At 70.1% G+C, this 16,084-nt stretch carries 14 protein-coding genes and 1 tRNA gene; 2 read left to right on the forward strand and 13 right to left on the reverse strand.

Going from position 1 to position 16,084, the window contains the following annotated elements:
- Positions 1–84: 84 nt before the first annotated feature.
- The 4 genes from prpF to prpB form a co-directional block, all read right to left on the reverse strand.
- On the reverse strand, positions 85–1,281 hold the full coding sequence (prpF, locus tag FD678_RS11430; RefSeq protein WP_140723224.1) for a 2-methylaconitate cis-trans isomerase PrpF: 1,197 nt from the start codon (positions 1,279–1,281) through the stop codon (positions 85–87).
- A 140-nt stretch (positions 1,282–1,421) separates the two neighbouring features.
- The gene (gene acnD, locus FD678_RS11435; RefSeq protein ID WP_140723227.1) at positions 1,422–4,037 is read right to left on the reverse strand and encodes a Fe/S-dependent 2-methylisocitrate dehydratase AcnD; all 2,616 of its coding nucleotides are present in this window, start codon (positions 4,035–4,037) and stop codon (positions 1,422–1,424) included.
- 237 nt (positions 4,038–4,274) lie between these two features.
- Positions 4,275–5,429 (reverse strand): bifunctional 2-methylcitrate synthase/citrate synthase, encoded by a 1,155-nt coding sequence (gene prpC / locus FD678_RS11440; protein WP_140723232.1) that lies wholly within the window; start codon positions 5,427–5,429, stop codon positions 4,275–4,277.
- A 272-nt stretch (positions 5,430–5,701) separates the two neighbouring features.
- Positions 5,702–6,583: a methylisocitrate lyase gene (gene prpB / locus FD678_RS11445; protein WP_140723235.1), complete on the reverse strand. Its 882-nt coding sequence runs from the start codon at positions 6,581–6,583 to the stop codon at positions 5,702–5,704.
- Positions 6,584–6,700: 117 nt separating this feature from the next.
- Here prpB and FD678_RS11450 point away from each other — a divergent pair, with 117 nt between their 5' ends.
- Positions 6,701–7,936: a citrate synthase family protein gene (locus FD678_RS11450; RefSeq protein ID WP_140723238.1), complete on the forward strand. Its 1,236-nt coding sequence runs from the start codon at positions 6,701–6,703 to the stop codon at positions 7,934–7,936.
- 76 nt (positions 7,937–8,012) lie between these two features.
- On the opposite strand, the gene FD678_RS11455 is transcribed toward FD678_RS11450, so the two are convergent.
- The 3 genes from FD678_RS11455 to FD678_RS11465 form a co-directional block, all read right to left on the reverse strand.
- Positions 8,013–8,471, reverse strand: a complete 459-nt coding sequence (locus FD678_RS11455) for a hypothetical protein (protein ID WP_140723243.1) — start codon at positions 8,469–8,471, stop codon at positions 8,013–8,015.
- On the reverse strand, positions 8,468–9,037 hold the full coding sequence (locus tag FD678_RS11460) for a UDP-N-acetylglucosamine acyltransferase (RefSeq protein WP_140723246.1): 570 nt from the start codon (positions 9,035–9,037) through the stop codon (positions 8,468–8,470). Before FD678_RS11460 ends, FD678_RS11455 begins: the two co-directional genes overlap by 4 nt.
- A gap of 207 nt (positions 9,038–9,244) precedes the next feature.
- Complete coding sequence (locus FD678_RS11465) at positions 9,245–10,723, reverse strand: FAD-dependent oxidoreductase (RefSeq protein ID WP_256661914.1); 1,479 nt, start codon at positions 10,721–10,723, stop codon at positions 9,245–9,247.
- Positions 10,724–10,799: 76 nt separating this feature from the next.
- Between FD678_RS11465 and FD678_RS11470 the strand changes: the two genes are divergently transcribed.
- On the forward strand, positions 10,800–11,264 hold the full coding sequence (locus tag FD678_RS11470) for a MarR family winged helix-turn-helix transcriptional regulator (protein ID WP_256661915.1): 465 nt from the start codon (positions 10,800–10,802) through the stop codon (positions 11,262–11,264).
- A gap of 174 nt (positions 11,265–11,438) precedes the next feature.
- Here the strand turns inward: FD678_RS11470 and FD678_RS11475 are convergent.
- The 6 genes from FD678_RS11475 to FD678_RS11500 form a co-directional block, all read right to left on the reverse strand.
- A tRNA-Val gene (locus FD678_RS11475) sits at positions 11,439–11,513 on the reverse strand.
- Positions 11,514–11,565: 52 nt separating this feature from the next.
- A complete protein-coding gene (locus tag FD678_RS11480) occupies positions 11,566–11,919 on the reverse strand; it encodes a PilZ domain-containing protein (protein ID WP_140723255.1) in 354 nt (117 codons plus the stop codon).
- Complete coding sequence (locus tag FD678_RS11485) at positions 11,916–12,872, reverse strand: DNA polymerase III subunit delta' (protein WP_140723258.1); 957 nt, start codon at positions 12,870–12,872, stop codon at positions 11,916–11,918. Before FD678_RS11485 ends, FD678_RS11480 begins: the two co-directional genes overlap by 4 nt.
- On the reverse strand, positions 12,869–13,513 hold the full coding sequence (gene tmk / locus FD678_RS11490; protein WP_256661916.1) for a dTMP kinase: 645 nt from the start codon (positions 13,511–13,513) through the stop codon (positions 12,869–12,871). Before tmk ends, FD678_RS11485 begins: the two co-directional genes overlap by 4 nt.
- A gap of 8 nt (positions 13,514–13,521) precedes the next feature.
- Entirely contained in the window at positions 13,522–14,553 is a 1,032-nt protein-coding gene (gene mltG / locus FD678_RS11495) for an endolytic transglycosylase MltG (protein ID WP_218569661.1), read from the reverse strand.
- Between the two features lie 81 nt (positions 14,554–14,634).
- Positions 14,635–15,993 (reverse strand): aminodeoxychorismate synthase component I, encoded by a 1,359-nt coding sequence (locus tag FD678_RS11500; protein ID WP_140723267.1) that lies wholly within the window; start codon positions 15,991–15,993, stop codon positions 14,635–14,637.
- Positions 15,994–16,084: the final 91 nt, after the last annotated feature.

Consider the following 16,084-nt stretch of genomic DNA (forward strand, 5'->3'; position numbering starts at 1 on the left):
CCGCAACACAATTAACACAAATTACACATGGGCGACACCGCCCAGTCATCTTCGTCGCCGTCGCCCGGCCCGCCCCGGGACCGGTCAGACCCCTTGCAGGACCTCGCCCGGGACCCGCACCCAACCCTCCATCAGCACCCGCGCGCTGCGGCTCATGATCGCCTTGGTCACCCTCCACTGCCCGTCCACCTGGCAGGCCTCGGCCCCGACCCGCAAGGTGCCGGAGGGGTGGCCGAAACGCACCGCGCCGCGCTCGCCGCCGCCGGCGGCCAGGTTGACCAGGGTGCCCGGGATCGCCGCGGCGGTGCCGATCGCCACCGCCGCGGTGCCCATCATCGCGTGGTGCAGCTTGCCCATCGACATCGCCCGCACCCGCAGGTCGATGTCGCCGGCTTCCACCTTCTTGCCGCTGGAAGCCACGTAGCCCTCCGGCGGCGCCACGAAGGCCACCTTCGGCGTGTGCTGGCGGGTGGCGGCCTCGGCGACGTCGCGGATCAGCCCCATCCGCACCGCGCCGTGGGCGCGGATCGTCTCGAACATCGCCAGCGCGCGCGCGTCCGTGTTGATCGCTTCCTGCAGCTCGCTGCCGCCGTAGCCGAGGTCGGCCGCGTCGACGAAGATGGTCGGGATGCCTGCGTTGATCAGGGTCGCGCGCAGCCTGCCCACGCCCGGCACGTCGAGCTCGTCCACCACGTTGCCGGTCGGGAACATCGCCCCGCCCTCCTCGCCTTCGTCGGCCGGGTCGAGGAATTCCAGCGGGACTTCCGCCGCCGGGAAGGTCACCCCGTCCAGCTCGAAGTCGCCGGTCTCCTGCACCTGCCCGTCCCTGACCGGCACGTGCGCGACGATGGTCTTGCCGATGTTGGCCTGCCAGATGCGCACGGTGCAGGTCCCCTCGCGCGGCACCCGCGCCGGGTCGAGCAGGCCGTTGGCGATCGCGAACGGCCCCACCGCCGCCGACAGGTTGCCGCAGTTGCCGGACCAGTCGACGAAGGCGCTGTCGATCGACACCTGCCCGAACAGGTAGTCCACGTCGTGCCCGGGCCGCTCGCTCCTCGACACGATCACGGTCTTGCTGGTGCTGGACGTGGCCCCGCCCATGCCGTCGATCTGCTTGCCGTAGGGATCGGGGCTGCCGATCACCCGCAGCAGCAGCGCGTCGCGCGCGGCGCCCGGCACGCGCGCGGCCTCGGGCAGGTCCTGCAGGCGGAAGAACACGCCCTTGGAGGTGCCGCCGCGCATGTAGGTGGCGGGGATGCGGAGTTGCGGGAGGTGGGACATGGGATTCTCCGATAAGGCCTATCTACTCGTCATTCCCGCGAAAGCGGGAATCCAGTGACGTCGTTCTTAAATTTCGTGCAAAGGCCCGGAAGCAAAAAGTCGCTGGATTCCCGCCTTCGCGGGAATGACGAGCGAGGGATTCAAGCCGCCTGTGCGGACTCCAGGAAATCCTGGGCGAACCGCTGCAACACGCCGCCCGCCTCGTAGATCGAGACCTCTTCGTCCGAATCCAGCCGGCAGGTCACCGGCACCTGCACGGTGCCGCCGTCGGCGCGGTGCACCACCAGCGTCAGGTCGGCGCGCGGCCTGCGCTCGCCGACCACGTCGAAGGTCTCGGTGCCGTCCAGCGCCAGGGTCTTGCGGTCCGTGCCCGGCTTGAACTCCAGCGGCAGCACGCCCATGCCGATCAGGTTGGTGCGGTGGATGCGCTCGAAGCCCTCGGCCACGATCGCCTCCACGCCGGCCAGGCGCACGCCCTTGGCCGCCCAGTCGCGCGAGCTGCCCTGGCCGTAGTCGGCGCCGGCGACGATGATCAGCGGCTGCTTGCGCTGCATGTAGGTCTCGATCGCCTCCCACATGCGCATCACCTTGCCGTCCGGCTCCACGCGCGCCAGCGAGCCCTGCCTCACGCTGCCGTCCGGGTTGCGCACCATCTCGTTGAACAGCTTGGGGTTGGCGAAGGTGGCGCGCTGCGCGGTGAGGTGGTCGCCGCGGTGGGTGGCGTAGGAATTGAAGTCTTCCTCCGGCAGGCCCATCTTCGCCAGGTATTCGCCGGCGGCGCTGTCGGGCAGGATCGCGTTGGACGGCGAGAGGTGGTCGGTGGTGATGTTGTCGCCGAGCAGCGCCAGCGGCCGCATGCCGCGCAGCGTGCGCTCGCCGGCCAGCGCGCCTTCCCAGTACGGCGGGCGGCGGATGTAGGTGCTTTGCGGCCGCCAGGCGTACAGCGGGTCGACCTTGCCGCCATGCTCGACGCGCACGTCGAACATCGGCCCGTAGACGCGGCGGAACTGCTCCGGCTTGACCGAGGCCTTCACCACCGCCTCGATCTCCTCGTCGCTCGGCCACAGGTCCTTGAGCCGGACTTCATTGCCGTCCACGACCGCGAGCACGTCCTTCTCGATGTCGAAGCGGATCGTGCCGGCGATCGCGTAGGCCACCACCAGCGGCGGCGAGGCCAGGAACGCCTGCTTGGCATAGGGATGGATGCGGCCGTCGAAGTTGCGGTTGCCCGACAGCACCGCCACCGCGTACAGGTCGCGCTCGACGATCTCCTGCTGGATCGCCGGGTCGAGCGCGCCGCTCATGCCGTTGCAGGTCGTGCAGGCGAAGGCGACCACGCCGAAGCCGAGCTTCTCCAGTTCCTTCTCCAGGCCGGCCTCCTGCAGGTACAGCTGCACCGCGCGCGAACCCGGCGCCAGCGAGGTCTTCACCCAGGGCTTGCGCGCCAGGCCGAGCCGGTTGGCGTTGCGCGCCAGCAGGCCCGCGGCGATCACGTTGCGCGGATTGGAGGTGTTGGTGCAGCTGGTGATCGCGGCGATGATCACCGCGCCGTCCGGCATCAGGCCCTGCGCCTCCTGCGCGTGCGCCTGCTCCAGCCCGCTCGCGCTGGCGATGCCGCGCTCGGCGAGATCGCGCGTGGACACGCGCGCATGCGGGTTGGACGGGCCGGCCATGTTGCGGGTGACGTCGGACAGGTCGAAGCGCAGCACGCGCTCGTACTGCGCGGTCCGCAGCGCATCGGCCCACAGCCCGGCGGTCTTCGCGTAGGTCTCCACCAGCGCGACCTGCCTTTCCTCGCGCCCGGTCAGGCGCAGGTAGTCCAGCGTCTGTTCGTCGATGTAGAACATCGCCGCGGTCGCGCCGTACTCCGGGCACATGTTGGAGATCGTCGCGCGGTCGCCGATGGTCAGCGCCGCCGCGCCTTCGCCGAAGAATTCCAGGTACGCCCCGACCACCTTCTGCTTGCGCAGGAACTCGGTCAGCGCCAGCACGATGTCGGTGCAGGTGATGCCCGGGCCGGGCCTGCCGGCCAGCTCGACGCCGACGATGTCGGGCAGGCGCATCCACGAGGCGCGCCCGAGCATCACGTTCTCCGCCTCCAGCCCGCCGACGCCGATGGCGATCACGCCGAGCGCATCGACGTGCGGGGTATGGCTGTCGGTGCCGACGCAGGTGTCCGGGAACGCCACCCCGTCCTGCACGTAGACCACCGGGGACATCTTCTCCAGGTTGATCTGGTGCATGATCCCGTTGCCGGGCGGGATCACGTCCACGTTGCGGAACGCGTGGCGCGTCCACTCGATGAAATGGAACCGGTCCTCGTTGCGGCGGTCCTCGATCGCGCGGTTCTTGGCGAACGCGTCCGGGTCGTAGCCGCCGCACTCCACCGCCAGCGAGTGGTCGACGATCAGTTGCACCGGCACCACCGGATTCACCTGGGCGGGATCGCCGCCCTTGTCGGCGATCGCGTCGCGCAGGCCGGCCAGGTCGACCAGCGCGGTCTGGCCGAGGATGTCGTGGCAGACCACGCGCGCCGGGAACCACGGGAAATCCAGGTCGCGGCGGCGCTCGACCAGTTGCCCGAGCGCGTCGTCCAGCGTCGCCGGGTCGCAGCGGCGCACCAGGTTCTCGGCGAGCACGCGCGAGGTATAGGGCAGGCCGTCCCAGGCGCCGGGCCGGAGCGCATCGACGGCGGCGCGAGCGTCGAAGTAGTCGAGCGAGGTGCCGGGGAGAGGTTTGCGGTAATCGGTGTTCATGGCTGGCCTGTGAGAGTCTGGGCTTGCTGGGCGGGCTTTCGCTCCTGAAAGCCGGCTGTGCGGCGCTGAAGCATGCAACCGGCTCGCAGCACTGCATGAAATCTGGCGACTCCCTTCCCCCGCCTGCGGGGGAAGGTGCCCGAAGGGCGGATGGGGGAGCTTTCCCTCACCCCAACCCCTCTCCGGCAGGCGGGAGAGGGGCTTTGTCTTCCGCGGACGGGAGACTGGCTGCGGGCTTCAGGCCCGCTTGTCGATCGGCACGAACTCGCGATCCTCCGGACCGGTGTAGTTCGCGCTCGGGCGGATGATCTTGCCGTCGATGCGCTGTTCGATGACGTGCGCGCTCCAGCCGGCGGTGCGCGCGATCACGAACAGCGGCGTGAACATCGCGGTCGGCACGCCCATCATGTGGTAGCTGACCGCGCTGAACCAGTCCAGGTTCGGGAACATCTTCTTGATGTCCCACATCACCGTCTCCAGGCGCTCGGCGATGTCGTACATCCGCATGTTCTTCTCTTCGGCCGAGAGCTGGCGCGCGACTTCCTTGATCACCTTGTTGCGCGGGTCGGACACCGTGTAGACCGGATGGCCGAAGCCGATGATGACTTCCTTGCGCTCCACCCGCGCCTTGATGTCGGCCTCGGCCTCGTCCGGCGTGTCGTAGCGCTTCTGCACCTCGAACGCGACCTCGTTGGCGCCGCCGTGCTTGGGCCCGCGCAGCGCGCCGATGCCGCCGGCGATGCAGCTGTACATGTCGCTGCCGGTGCCGGCGATCACGCGGCAGGCGAAGGTGGAGGCGTTGAACTCGTGCTCGGCGTACAGGATCAGCGAGGTGTGCATCGCGCGCACCCACGACTGGCGCGGCGGCTCGCCGTGCAGCAGGTGCAGGAAGTGCCCGCCGATCGAGTCGTCGTCGGTCTCCACGTCGATGGCGCGGCCGTTGTGGCTCCAGTGGTACCAGTACAGCAGCATCGAGCCGAGGCAGGCCATCAGCTTGTCGGCGATGTCGCGCGCGCCCGGGTGGTTGTGGTCGTCCTTCTCCGGCGACACGCAGCCGAGCACGGACACGCCGGTGCGCATCACGTCCATCGGGTGCGCCGACGGCGGCAGCTCCTCCAGCGCGGCCTTGACCGCCGCGGGGATGCCGCGCAGCGACTTCAGCTTGGCCTTGTAGCCGCGCAGCTCGGCGGTGTTGGGCAGCTTGCCGTGCACCAGCAGGTAGGCGATCTCCTCGAACTCGCTGGTGGTGGCCAGATCGAGGATGTCGTAGCCGCGGTAGTGCAGGTCGTTGCCGCTGCGGCCGACCGTGCACAGCGCGGTGTTGCCGGCGGCGGTGCCCGACAGGGCGACGGATTTCTTCGGCTTGAAAGCGGTGGTGGTGGTCTCGCTCATTTCTGGTGTCCTCCCGTTGTGCTTTGGGCCCCTCTCCGGTCGGGAAAGGGGTTGGGGTGAGGGTACGGCGGGGCCGAGTCGCGGCTCCGGATCCATCGGCAACGACGTGGCTGAACGCGTCGCCACGCGCCCGGATGGCGAACGATCCGAACATATGCTCTACGATGGTTCATCTGGGCTGGCGCGTGGCGACGCGTTCTCCAATGCGATGGCTGGGGGTTCCCTGCGGCGCGGCGCTTCGCGCCACCTTCTCCCGGTGGAGAAGGAAGAACTCACTTGCCCGCGAACAATGCATCCAGCCGTTGTTCGAACGCGTGATAGCCGATGCGCTCGTACAGCTCCTCGCGGGTCTGCATCGCGTCCACCACGTTCTTCTGATGGCCGTCGCGCCGGATCGCGGCGTAGACGTTCTCGGCGGCCTTGTTGGCGGCGCGGAACGCCGACAGCGGGAACAGCTGGATCGCCACCCCGGCCGAGGCCAGTTCGTCGCGGCCGAACAGCGGGGTCTTGCCGAATTCGGTGATGTTGGCCAGCACCGGCACCTTCACCGCATCGACGAAGCGGCGGTAGGTGTCCAGGTCGTAGGCGGCCTCGGCGAAGATGCCGTCGGCACCGGCCTCGACGCAGGCGATGGCGCGCTCGATCGCCGCGTCCACGCCTTCCATCTGGATCGCATCGGTGCGCGCGATCAGGAAGAAGTCCGGATCGGTCTTGGCGTCGGCCGCGGCCTTGACCCGGTCGACCATCTCGCCCTTGGACACGATCTCCTTGCCCGGCCGGTGGCCGCAGCGCTTGGCGCCGACCTGGTCCTCGATATGGCAGGCGGCGGCGCCGGCCTTGATCAGGCTCTTGATGGTGCGCTCGATGTTGAACGCGCTCGGGCCGAAGCCGGTGTCGATGTCCACCAGCAGCGGCAAATCGCACACGTCGGTGATGCGGCGCACGTCGATCAGCACGTCTTCCAGCGTATTGATGCCCAGGTCGGGCAGGCCGAGCGAACCGGCCGCGACGCCGCCGCCGGACAGGTAGATCGCCCTGTAGCCGGCGCGCTGCGCCAGCAGGGCATGGTTGGCGTTGATCGCGCCGATCACCTGCAGCGGCGATTCGGCGGCGAGGGCGGCGCGGAAGCGGGCGCCGGCGGACGACGGGGTCATGGAAGGCTCCTGGCTGGGCGGGCAGGCCCCCACGGGCCGTTCCGCGATGGGAGCCAATGTGGCACCATCGGATCCGTTGATCAATCTTGATCCAATCAATCAACCTATCAACTGCCCATGCCTGCCCCGTCCGAGCGCGAACTGATCTCCGCCGCCGAAGCCTGCGACCTGCTGGGCATCAGCACCGCCACGCTGTACGCCTACGTCAGCCGCGGCCTGCTGACCTCGCGGCCCGGCCCGGACCACCGCAGCCGGGTCTACCTGCGCGCGGAGGTGGACCGGTTGGCCCAGCGCAAGCGGATCGGACGCGGCGCCGCGCGCGGGGCGGCCCAGAGCCTGGATCGCGGCCTGCCGGTGCTGGAAACCCGCATCTCGCTGATCCGCCCGGACTCGCCCTACTACCGCGGCCGCCCGGCGGTGGCCGCGGTGCGCGAGGGCGCCACGCTGGAGGACATCGCCCGCCTGCTCTGGGAGTGCGAGGAGCAGGACCCGTTCGCCCTGCAGGCGCCGGCCCCCTGGCCGGCGCGGGTCGCCGCGCTGGCGCTGGACTCCGCGTTGCCGCCGCTGGAGCGCACGATGGCCTGCATCCCGCTACTGGCGCTGGAACTGCGCCAGTCGCTCAACGCCGCCGCCCCGGTCAGGCGCGAGATCGCCGCGATGCTGTTGCGGCAGAACGCCGCCCTGCTGGTCGGGGTCGAGCCGGACACGCGCCCGGTCCACCGCCTGCTCGCCGACACCTGGCGTCCCGGCGACCGGGATTTCGCCGAACTGGTGCGCGCCGCGCTGGTGCTGTGCGCCGACCACGAACTCAACGTGTCGGCGTTCGCCGCCCGCGTGGTCGCCTCCACCGGCGCGCACCTGCATGCCACGGTGAGCGCCGGCCTGGCCGCGCTGTCGGGCCCGCGCCACGGCGGCGCCACCGCGCGCGCCTACGCCTTGTTGCGCGACGCGCAGGACGCCGACTCGCCGGCCGCCTTCATCGCCGAACGCTGGCAGCGCGGCGACGACCTGCCCGGCTTCAACCACCTGCTCTATCCCGACGGCGACCCGCGCGGCGCCGAAGTGCTGCGGCTGCTGCGCGAACTGCGCGGCGACACGCCGGCGATGCGGCACGTCGAAGCCGTGCTCGCCGCCGCGAAGGAAAGCAGCGGCCAGCACCCCAACATCGACTGCATGCTCGCGGCGATCTGCTTCGTCCACGACCTGCCCGCCGCGCATGCGCTGGTCATGTTCGCCACCGCCCGCCTCACCGGCTGGCTCGCGCACGCGCTCGAACAACAGGCGCTCGGCACCCTGATCCGCCCGCGGGCGCGCTATACCGGACTGGCGCCGGGCGGTGTCGGCGATGCCTGAAGAACCCGGCGGCACCGCCGGATCGAATGCCCATTCCCCTGGTTCCGGGGAATGGGCTTAGCGGACGGCCCGCCCTCTATCGAGCACGAGGGTCGGCTATGACCCTGGATGGGGATCCGTACAGGACCAGGACTTTCGCGCCTGCCGGGAACATGGGTTCCGCCCCCTGAACGATGGTCATCAAATTGCCGTTCTCGGTCTGGACCACATACTCCAGCCCCGCTGCCTTGGACGCGCCTCGTTCCATCGCAGCGCCGGCGATCGCCCCCACCACCACGCCACCGATCGCTCCGATGGCATTGGCACGATCGCTGCCGCCGACGGCCGATCCGGCCACGCCTCCGGCGGCGGCACCCGCCATCGCGCCGCCGCCCTGGGAGCCGTCGATGGAAACCGGCCGCACGCTGATCACCGTACCGGCCACCGTCCTGTTGACCTGGCCGACCGAACCGACGGAATAACTATCCGTACGGACATTCGGCGCACATGCCCCCAACAGGGCCGCGATGACGACAGGGGCGGCAACGCTCCTCATGGCGTCCCGCTCTGCGTGCTGGGGAACATGGGTTTTTCGACGTCGATCGTTTCCAACGCCTGCAGGAACTGCGCGATGTTGTTCTGCGCCGAGCGATTGATGGACTCGCGCGCGCGGATCAAGCCGGCGAAGGCGTAGTTGAACGGCACCGTGCCGTCGGCCTCGACATCCTGCGTATAGACGATGCTGCCATCGGCCCGATCGATCAATTCATAGCGGGCCACGCTCCTGGTCGTCATCGATGCGCCGAATCCGGGAACATCCAGCGCCAGGATCTTCACCGAAAGGCTCAGCTTCCTCGGCGCGTCATCGCGGAAAATCGCCATCTTGTTGATCGCCTCGGTCAAGGCGTTCTGCCACATCTGCGGCACTTCCGTCTGTGCAGCGGCAGGAATCTTGCCCTTGGCCTCGTCCGGCCGCGCCAGCGTGACCGTCAACGACTTCAGCTCGGCATTGACCTTCTTGGCACTGACACCGACGCTCGGTACCGAGAAATTCAGCGGCGGGTTGCTCGCACAGCCAGCCAGCGACGCCGCGATGAACGCGGCGAGCATCAACTTCTTCATCCTTGTCCCCCTGGTTGATTGGTTGGGACTGCGGCATCAGCAGTCCCTGAATGCATCCTAACAAATAACAAGCCGGCTTCATCAAAACTGGAACGCTACGCACACCTGGCATGGACCTGGAGCCAGGGCGCGAGACTCGCCGTTGGAAACCACGACGCCACGCTGGCGGGAGCGGACTGGACTCGCCCCCTTGCCCATCGCATTCCCTTACGCCGCGATCCCCACGCGCCGGAACAAACCCTCCAGCGCCCCCATTCGATCGGATGCCACGATCGCGCCCACGTAGCCGTCGGGACGCACCAGCACCCAGTCGCCCGGCGCGACCGCGTAGGCCTCGGCGAAACGGCCGCTCTCGTCGAAGAGGTCGCCGTCCGGGCCGATCGCATGGACCCGCACGCCCGCGCGCGCCGGCACGGACGCGCGGTCCGCGCGATGGCCCAGCAGCGTCCAGTGCGGGCCGGCGAACAGGTCGAACAGGCGCCGCGGCTGCCCCGCCGCGCCGCGCAGCAGGGCATCGGGCGCACGGTCGCCCGCCTTCAATCCATGCCCGCGCGCGGGCGCTTCCACCGCCAGTGACGCCCCTGCGTAGCCGATGTCGAGCTGCTTCACTTCCCGGCCGCGCTGGCGGCCGCCGCGCTTGGCGTCTTCCAGCAACCGGGTGGACAGGCCGAGCATGTCGCTCGCGATCGGCCTGCGCTCTTCCTCGTAGCTGTCGAGCAGGCCGTCAGGCGCGCCGCCCAGCACGGCGGCGAGCTTCCAGCCCAGGTTGTAGGCGTCCTGGATGCTGGTGTTGAGCCCCTGCCCGCCGGTCGGCGGGTGGGTGTGGGCGGCATCGCCGGCAAGGAACACCCGGCCCTGGCGATAGCGATCGGCCAGGCGCGCGTTCATGGCATAGGCCGACGCCCAGGACACCGATTCGATCCGGATATCGGCGCGGCCGGTACGCTCGGCGATCATCGCGTTCAGGCCCGCCGCGGAAAGATCGGCCTCGCCTTCGGGCGGGATCGGCGCCTGCAACTGGAACATGTCGGTTCCCGCCAGCGGGCATAGCGAGAGCATCCTGTCCATCGACTCCGCGCCGAACTGATGCCACGCGTCGCGGTCGAGCCCGACCAGGTGCATGTCCGCCACGATCGCGCGAACGCCGAGCGTCTTGCCGGGAAAGGCGATCCCCGATGCATTTCGCACGAAACTGCGGCCGCCATCGCTGCCGACGAGGTAGCGGGCGCGGATGCGGTGCTCCTTGCCCTCGCCCGCGACCGTTGCGGTCACTCCGCCTGCGTCCTGCTGCAGGCCGACCAGTTCCAGGCCATAGCCGGGGCGATGGCCGAGCTCGGCGAGCCGTTCGGCCATCACGGTCTCGGTGAGGAACTGCGGCACCATCAACGGCATCTGGTACGGCTCTTCCGGCGTCGCGGGCGCCCAGGCCGCGACATCCGAATCGACGTGGCCGCCTTGCGCCAGATAGGTCCGGTGCGGCGGGTATGCGCCGCCGACCGCGACGAGGCGATCGATGATCCCCATGTCCTCGAAGATCTCCTGCGTCCTCGGCTGGATGCCCTTGCCCCGCGACCCCGGAAACGGGCCCTCCCTCTTCTCGAGCAGCCGGAACGACACGCCGCGCCTTGCCAGTTCGATGGCGAGGGCCAGGCCGGCCGCGCCGGCACCACAGACCAGAACATCCACGCTCGATTCCACGACATCCTCCGATATGTGTAATATGCACATTCAAAGGAGCATGCTAATGGCGCACCCAAAGAAAGTGCAAGATACACATATTTCGGCCGCCCGCCTCAAGCAGCTGCACGGCGCGATGCTCAGCATCGTCAGCGTGATGAACCGGCCGCGCAACGACGAGCGGCTGATCGAGAAGGCCGGCATCAAGCTCGACCAGGCGCTGTTCCGGCTGCTGGTGGTCATCGAGCGGCTGGGGCCGATCGGCGTGGTCGAACTGGCCGACCGCCTCGGGCGCGACTACACGACGATCAGCCGGCAAGTGACCAAGCTGGAAGGCATGGGCCTGGTGCTGCGCTCGGAGAACGCGCGCGACCGCCGCATGCGCGAGGCGGTGGTATCGCCCGCCGGCAAGGCGATGACCGACCAGATCGATGCGGCGCGCGAGCAGATGGGCCGCGAGATATTCAAGACCTGGGAACCGGAGGACCTGGACGACCTAGTCCGGCTGATGCGCAGATTCGCGGACGCGCTCGAAGCGCTCGAGCGCTGAAGCGGTCCACGCGTCGATCGAACGACGAGGGCGCCGGCGCATACGGCGGCGCCCCGCCGGCACAAAAAAGATCCGCGCACATGGATGCGCTGCCCTTGTGAGGGGCCCACAAAAAAGCCGGCTGCGGAGCCGGCTTTCCTTGCTGCGAACCACCTTGGAACCCAGGTGTCGTATTGGTGGGCGGTGCAGGGATCGAACCTGCGACCCTTGCCGTGTGAAGGCAATGCTCTACCGCTGAGCTAACCGCCCGGTGTGTCGCGAGCCGCGCATTATATAGGAGCCACGGCGCGCGTCAACGGTCCTACAGGGTGTAGGTCGGTTTCTCGGAATTGAGCAACCCGGCCAGTAGCGTCTCGATCCGGTTGCGGATCGTTTCGCCTTCCTGCCCGTCCGGCAATTGCACGCCGATGCCGGCGGCGCGGTTGCCCTGCGCCCCCACGGGCGTGGTCCACACCACCTTGCCGGCCACCGGCAGGCGCTCGCTGGATTCGGGCAGCGTCAGCAGCAGGAACACCTCGTCGCCGAGGAAGTAGCGCTTGGGCGTCGGCACGAAGATGCCGCCGTTCTTCACGAACGGCATGTAGGCGCCGTACAGCGCCATCTTGTCCTTGACCGCCAACGACAGGATCCCCTGGCGCCCGCTCGTCGCACTCATGCACTCCCCTCTTTCCGGACGGCGCGATCCCCATCGCGCCAGGCAAGCAGCAGTTCGGTCACCGCGAGGTCCGCGCGCACGGTGGTGCGCAGCAGTTCGCGCGTCCTGTTGGCGGCATCGAACCAGACGGCCAGCTTGTGCAAACGCGCCGGATCGGTCAAGCCGGAAGAGGCTTGCGCCAGCACGAGGTCGGCGGCGTGCGCGAGGCGCTGCTCGGCCTGCTCGTCGCCGGTCCAGCGCAGCGCGACCTCCACCGGGCCGGCGCGGCCCGCGCCGAGCTGCTCCAGGTCCGCGGCTACCTGCCGGCGCAATTCCAGCCCGTTGCCGCGCAGCCACTCGGCGGCCAGCCCCGGATGGCCGCGCGCGGCGTCCAGCGCCTGGCGCGCCTCGGGCTCGGCGAATCCCTGCGCCAGCAGCCAGGCCAGCGCCTCGTGCGCGGGCGGCAGCTTGAACTCCAGGCGCTGGCAGCGGCTGCGGATCGTCGCCGGCAGCCGCGCCGGATGCGCGCTGACCAGCCACAGGTAGCGGCCGGGCGCCGGTTCTTCCAGCGTCTTCAGCAACGCGTTGCAGGCCGCGCGGTTGATCGCGTCGGCCGGATCGATGACCACCACCTGCGCGATGCCGTATTGCGGCGTCAGCGCGAGCTTCTGCGAGACCTCGCGCACCTGCTCGATGACGATCTCGGTGCGCAGCTTGTCGCCGGTGCGGTTCGGGATGAACGACACCAGTTGCAGGTCCGGATGGGTACCGGCGGCGATCAGCTGCGCGGCGCGCTGGTTCGCCGCCGCATCCGCGCCCTGCGAGAGCACGTGCTCGGCCAGTTTCAGCGCGACCTCGCGCTTGCCCAGCCCGGCCGGACCGCAGATCAGCATGCCGTGCCCGAGGCGGCCGGCGTCGAGCGCGGCCACGGCCTGGTCGAAGGCGCGCTGCTGCCAGGGCGAGAAGGCGCTCATCCGGCCTGGCCCTGTACGAAGCGCGACACCGCCTCGGCGACGTCGCGCGCCACCTCCGGCGGCGACTGCCCGGCATCGATCACCGCGAAGCGATCCGGATGCTCCATCGCGCGCTGGCGGAATCCCGCGCGCACGCGCTCGAAGAAGTCGTCGTGCTCGCTCTCGATGCGGTCCGGCCACAGGTCGCGGCCGGTGGTGCGGGCGCGGCCGACCTTGACGTCCAGGTCGAGCAGCAAGGTCATGCCCGGCTCGATTCCGACCGCGCGCCGCTCCAGTTCGGCGATCCAGCCGCGCTCCAGGCCGCGGCCCTCGCCCTGGTAGGCGTAGCTGGAATCGGTGAAGCGGTCGCTGACCACGAACGCGCCGCGCTGCAGCGCCGGCCGGATCACCTCGCGCACGTGCTGGGCGCGCGCGGCGAACACCAGCAGCAGTTCGGCCTCCGGCCACAGCGGCTCGGCGCCCTCGTGCCGGTCGAGCAGCAGGCCGCGGATGCGCTCGGCCAGCGGCGTGCCGCCGGGCTCGCGGGTCAGTACGACCTCGTGGCCGTGGCGGGCGAGCCAGTCGCGGATCGCGTTGATCGCGGTGGTCTTGCCGGCGCCCTCGCCGCCTTCGAGGCTGATGAAGCGTGGATGTCGGAGCAATGCGGGACTCATGGCTTGGCCGCCTCGGCGGGCGGCGGCTGGCGCAGGCGCTGCAGGTAGCGCGCGACCGCGGCCGTGTGTTGGTCGTAGGTCTCGGAGAACACGTGCGCGCCGCTGCCGTCGCCCACCGCGACGAAGTACAGCGACGTACCGTCGGCCGGCCGGACCGCGGCCAGCAGCGCGTCGCGGCCGGGCATGGCGATCGGCGTCGGCGGCAGGCCGGCGCGGGTGTAGGTGTTGTAGGGCGTATCGGTTTCCAGGTCGCGCTTGCGGATGTTGCCGTCGTAGGCGCTGCCGAGTCCGTAGATCACGCTGGGATCGGTCTGCAGCCTCATGCCCAGTTTGAGGCGGCGCGCGAACACGCCGGCGATCTGCGGCCGTTCCGCGGCCAGGCCGGTTTCCTTCTCGACGATCGAGGCCAGTACCAGCGCCTGGTCCGGCGTCTGCAGCGGCAGGTCGGGGGCGCGTTGCCGCCAGGCCGCGTCCAGCGCCTTCTGCATCGCCGCGTGCGCGCGGCGCAACACGTCCAGGTCGGAATCGCCGCGCTGGTACAGGTAGGTCTCCGGCAGGAAGCGTCCTTCCGGGTGCTGGCCGGGGAAACCGAGCCTGGCCATCAGCGCGGCATCGTCCAGGTCGCGGGTTTCGTGCCGCAGCGGCTCGGCGGCGTTCAGCGCGGCGCGCACCTGGCGGATGTTCCAGCCCTCGACCAGGGTGATGCGGTACTGGATCACCTTGCCCTGGCGCATCCGCAGCAGCAGCTCGCGCGGCGACAGCGGCGGCGACAAGGCGTACTCGCCGACCTTCAGCTTGCCCGCGGCATCGACCTGGCGGGCCAGCAACTGCCATTCGAGGTCGGAACCTGCCTCCACTCCGGCCTCGCGCAGCTTGCGCAACACGCTCTTCAGCGAATCGCCCGGGGCCACCACCACGCTCGGCTGCGCCGCCTGCACCGGCCGCGCCGCGAAAGCCTCGTAGCGCTGCCACAGCCATGCCGCCGCCCCGGCGCACAGCAGCGCCAGCGCCAGCAGAGCCGCCGCCACGGCGAGACATCCTCGTTTGCCACCTGCCGCCACAGCCACCTCGTCAGCACGTCCGCGGCGCGCAGGATACCGTGTCGCCGCTCATTCCCGCCCCAGGGCCCGCAGCAGCCCGCGCGCCTTGGCCCGGGTCTCGTCCAGCTCGCGCTCGGGGACCGAGTCGACCACGATCCCGGCGCCGGTGCGGAAGCGCACGCGCGTTCCGTCCACCTCGGCGGTACGGATCAGGATGTTCAGGTCCAGGTCGCCGTCGCGGTTCAGCCAGCCGAACGCGCCGGTGTAGGCGCCGCGCGCCTCCTGCTCCAGCTCGGCGATGATCTGCATGCAGCGCACCTTGGGGCAGCCGGTGATGGTCCCGCCCGGGAACACCGCGCGGATCACCTCGCCCGGGGTCGTGCCGGCGCGCAGGCGGCCGCGCACGTTGCTGACGATGTGGTGCACGTGCGCATAGCTCTCCACCGTCATCAGCTCGTCGACCTCGACCGTGCCCGGCGCGCACACCCGGCCCAGGTCGTTGCGCTCCAGGTCGATCAGCATCACGTGTTCGGCGCGCTCCTTGGGATGGCCGACCAGCTCGCGGATGCGCGCGACCTCGTCGTCGCCGGGAGAGCGCGGACGGGTGCCGGCGATCGGCCGGGTCTCCACCACGTCGCCGCGCACCGACACCAGCCGCTCCGGCGACGAACTGACCACCGCACGCTCCTGGGCGACGAACAGCCCGGCGAACGGCGCGGGGTTGGCCGCGCGCAGGCGCGCGTGCAGCGCCGCCGGCTCGAGCGGCCGCTCGAAGCGCGCCTCCCACTTGCGCGAGATGTTGGCCTGGAACACGTCGCCCGCGCGCAGGTAGTCGAGCACCCGCTCGACGCCGGCGGTGAAGCGCCCGGGAGCGTCTTCCTCGACCGCCACGGGCGGCGTCCAGTCCGGCAACGCCGGCAAGGCCTTCGCCGGCTCGAGGTCGGCGACGATGCGCTCGATCAGCTCCGCGCGGCCCGCCTCGGCCACCGCGAAACAGGTGCCGTCGTTCCGGTCGCGCAACAACGCGGCCGGGCAGCGCAGCGCCAGCGCCGCGGGCCTTGCGTCGGCGCGCGCCGGCAGCGCCAGCACCGGCTCCACCTGCGCCGCCAGTTCGTAATCCAGCAGCAGCGCCCAGCCGCCGCGGAACGGGGGCGCACCGGGCATGGCCGGCGCGGCGAGGCGCTCGGCCCGCCAGGCGGCGTCCAGCGCCTCCAGGAAATCGCCCGCGATCGCTCCGCCTTGCAGGTCGCGCACCCGGCCGTCGCCGTCCAGCCGCATGCCGGTGCCGTCGCCCACCAGCAACAGGTCCCAGCGCCCGTGCGCGGTGCCGGACGCGGTGGACTCGAACAAGGCCGGATAGCGCTGCGGCGCGAGCCGGTGCAGCGCCAGCAGATCGATGTCCGCATGCAGGGGTCTGATCAGCGCCATCGGTCAGGGTTCAGGACGGGAGATACGACGGCATTCCTTCCCCCTTCGGGAGAAGCCGGCGCGCGGCGCCGGACGGGGTTGCGGACCAAGC

It is taken from the genome of Pseudomonas sp. Hp2 (assembly GCF_006386585.1).
Classification (GTDB): Bacteria; Pseudomonadota; Gammaproteobacteria; order Xanthomonadales; family Xanthomonadaceae; genus Pseudomonas_S; species Pseudomonas_S boreopolis.

Coding starts and splice junctions, on each gene's coding strand:
- prpF (WP_140723224.1), bottom strand. CDS start 1,281: ATGTCCCACCTCCCGCAACTCCGCATCCCCGCCACCTACATGCGCGGC.
- acnD (WP_140723227.1), bottom strand. CDS start 4,037: ATGAACACCGATTACCGCAAACCTCTCCCCGGCACCTCGCTCGACTAC.
- prpC (WP_140723232.1), bottom strand. CDS start 5,429: ATGAGCGAGACCACCACCACCGCTTTCAAGCCGAAGAAATCCGTCGCC.
- prpB (WP_140723235.1), bottom strand. CDS start 6,583: ATGACCCCGTCGTCCGCCGGCGCCCGCTTCCGCGCCGCCCTCGCCGCC.
- FD678_RS11450 (WP_140723238.1), top strand. CDS start 6,701: ATGCCTGCCCCGTCCGAGCGCGAACTGATCTCCGCCGCCGAAGCCTGC.
- FD678_RS11455 (WP_140723243.1), bottom strand. CDS start 8,471: ATGAGGAGCGTTGCCGCCCCTGTCGTCATCGCGGCCCTGTTGGGGGCA.
- FD678_RS11460 (WP_140723246.1), bottom strand. CDS start 9,037: ATGAAGAAGTTGATGCTCGCCGCGTTCATCGCGGCGTCGCTGGCTGGC.
- FD678_RS11480 (WP_140723255.1), bottom strand. CDS start 11,919: ATGAGTGCGACGAGCGGGCGCCAGGGGATCCTGTCGTTGGCGGTCAAG.
- FD678_RS11485 (WP_140723258.1), bottom strand. CDS start 12,872: ATGAGCGCCTTCTCGCCCTGGCAGCAGCGCGCCTTCGACCAGGCCGTG.
- FD678_RS11500 (WP_140723267.1), bottom strand. CDS start 15,993: ATGGCGCTGATCAGACCCCTGCATGCGGACATCGATCTGCTGGCGCTG.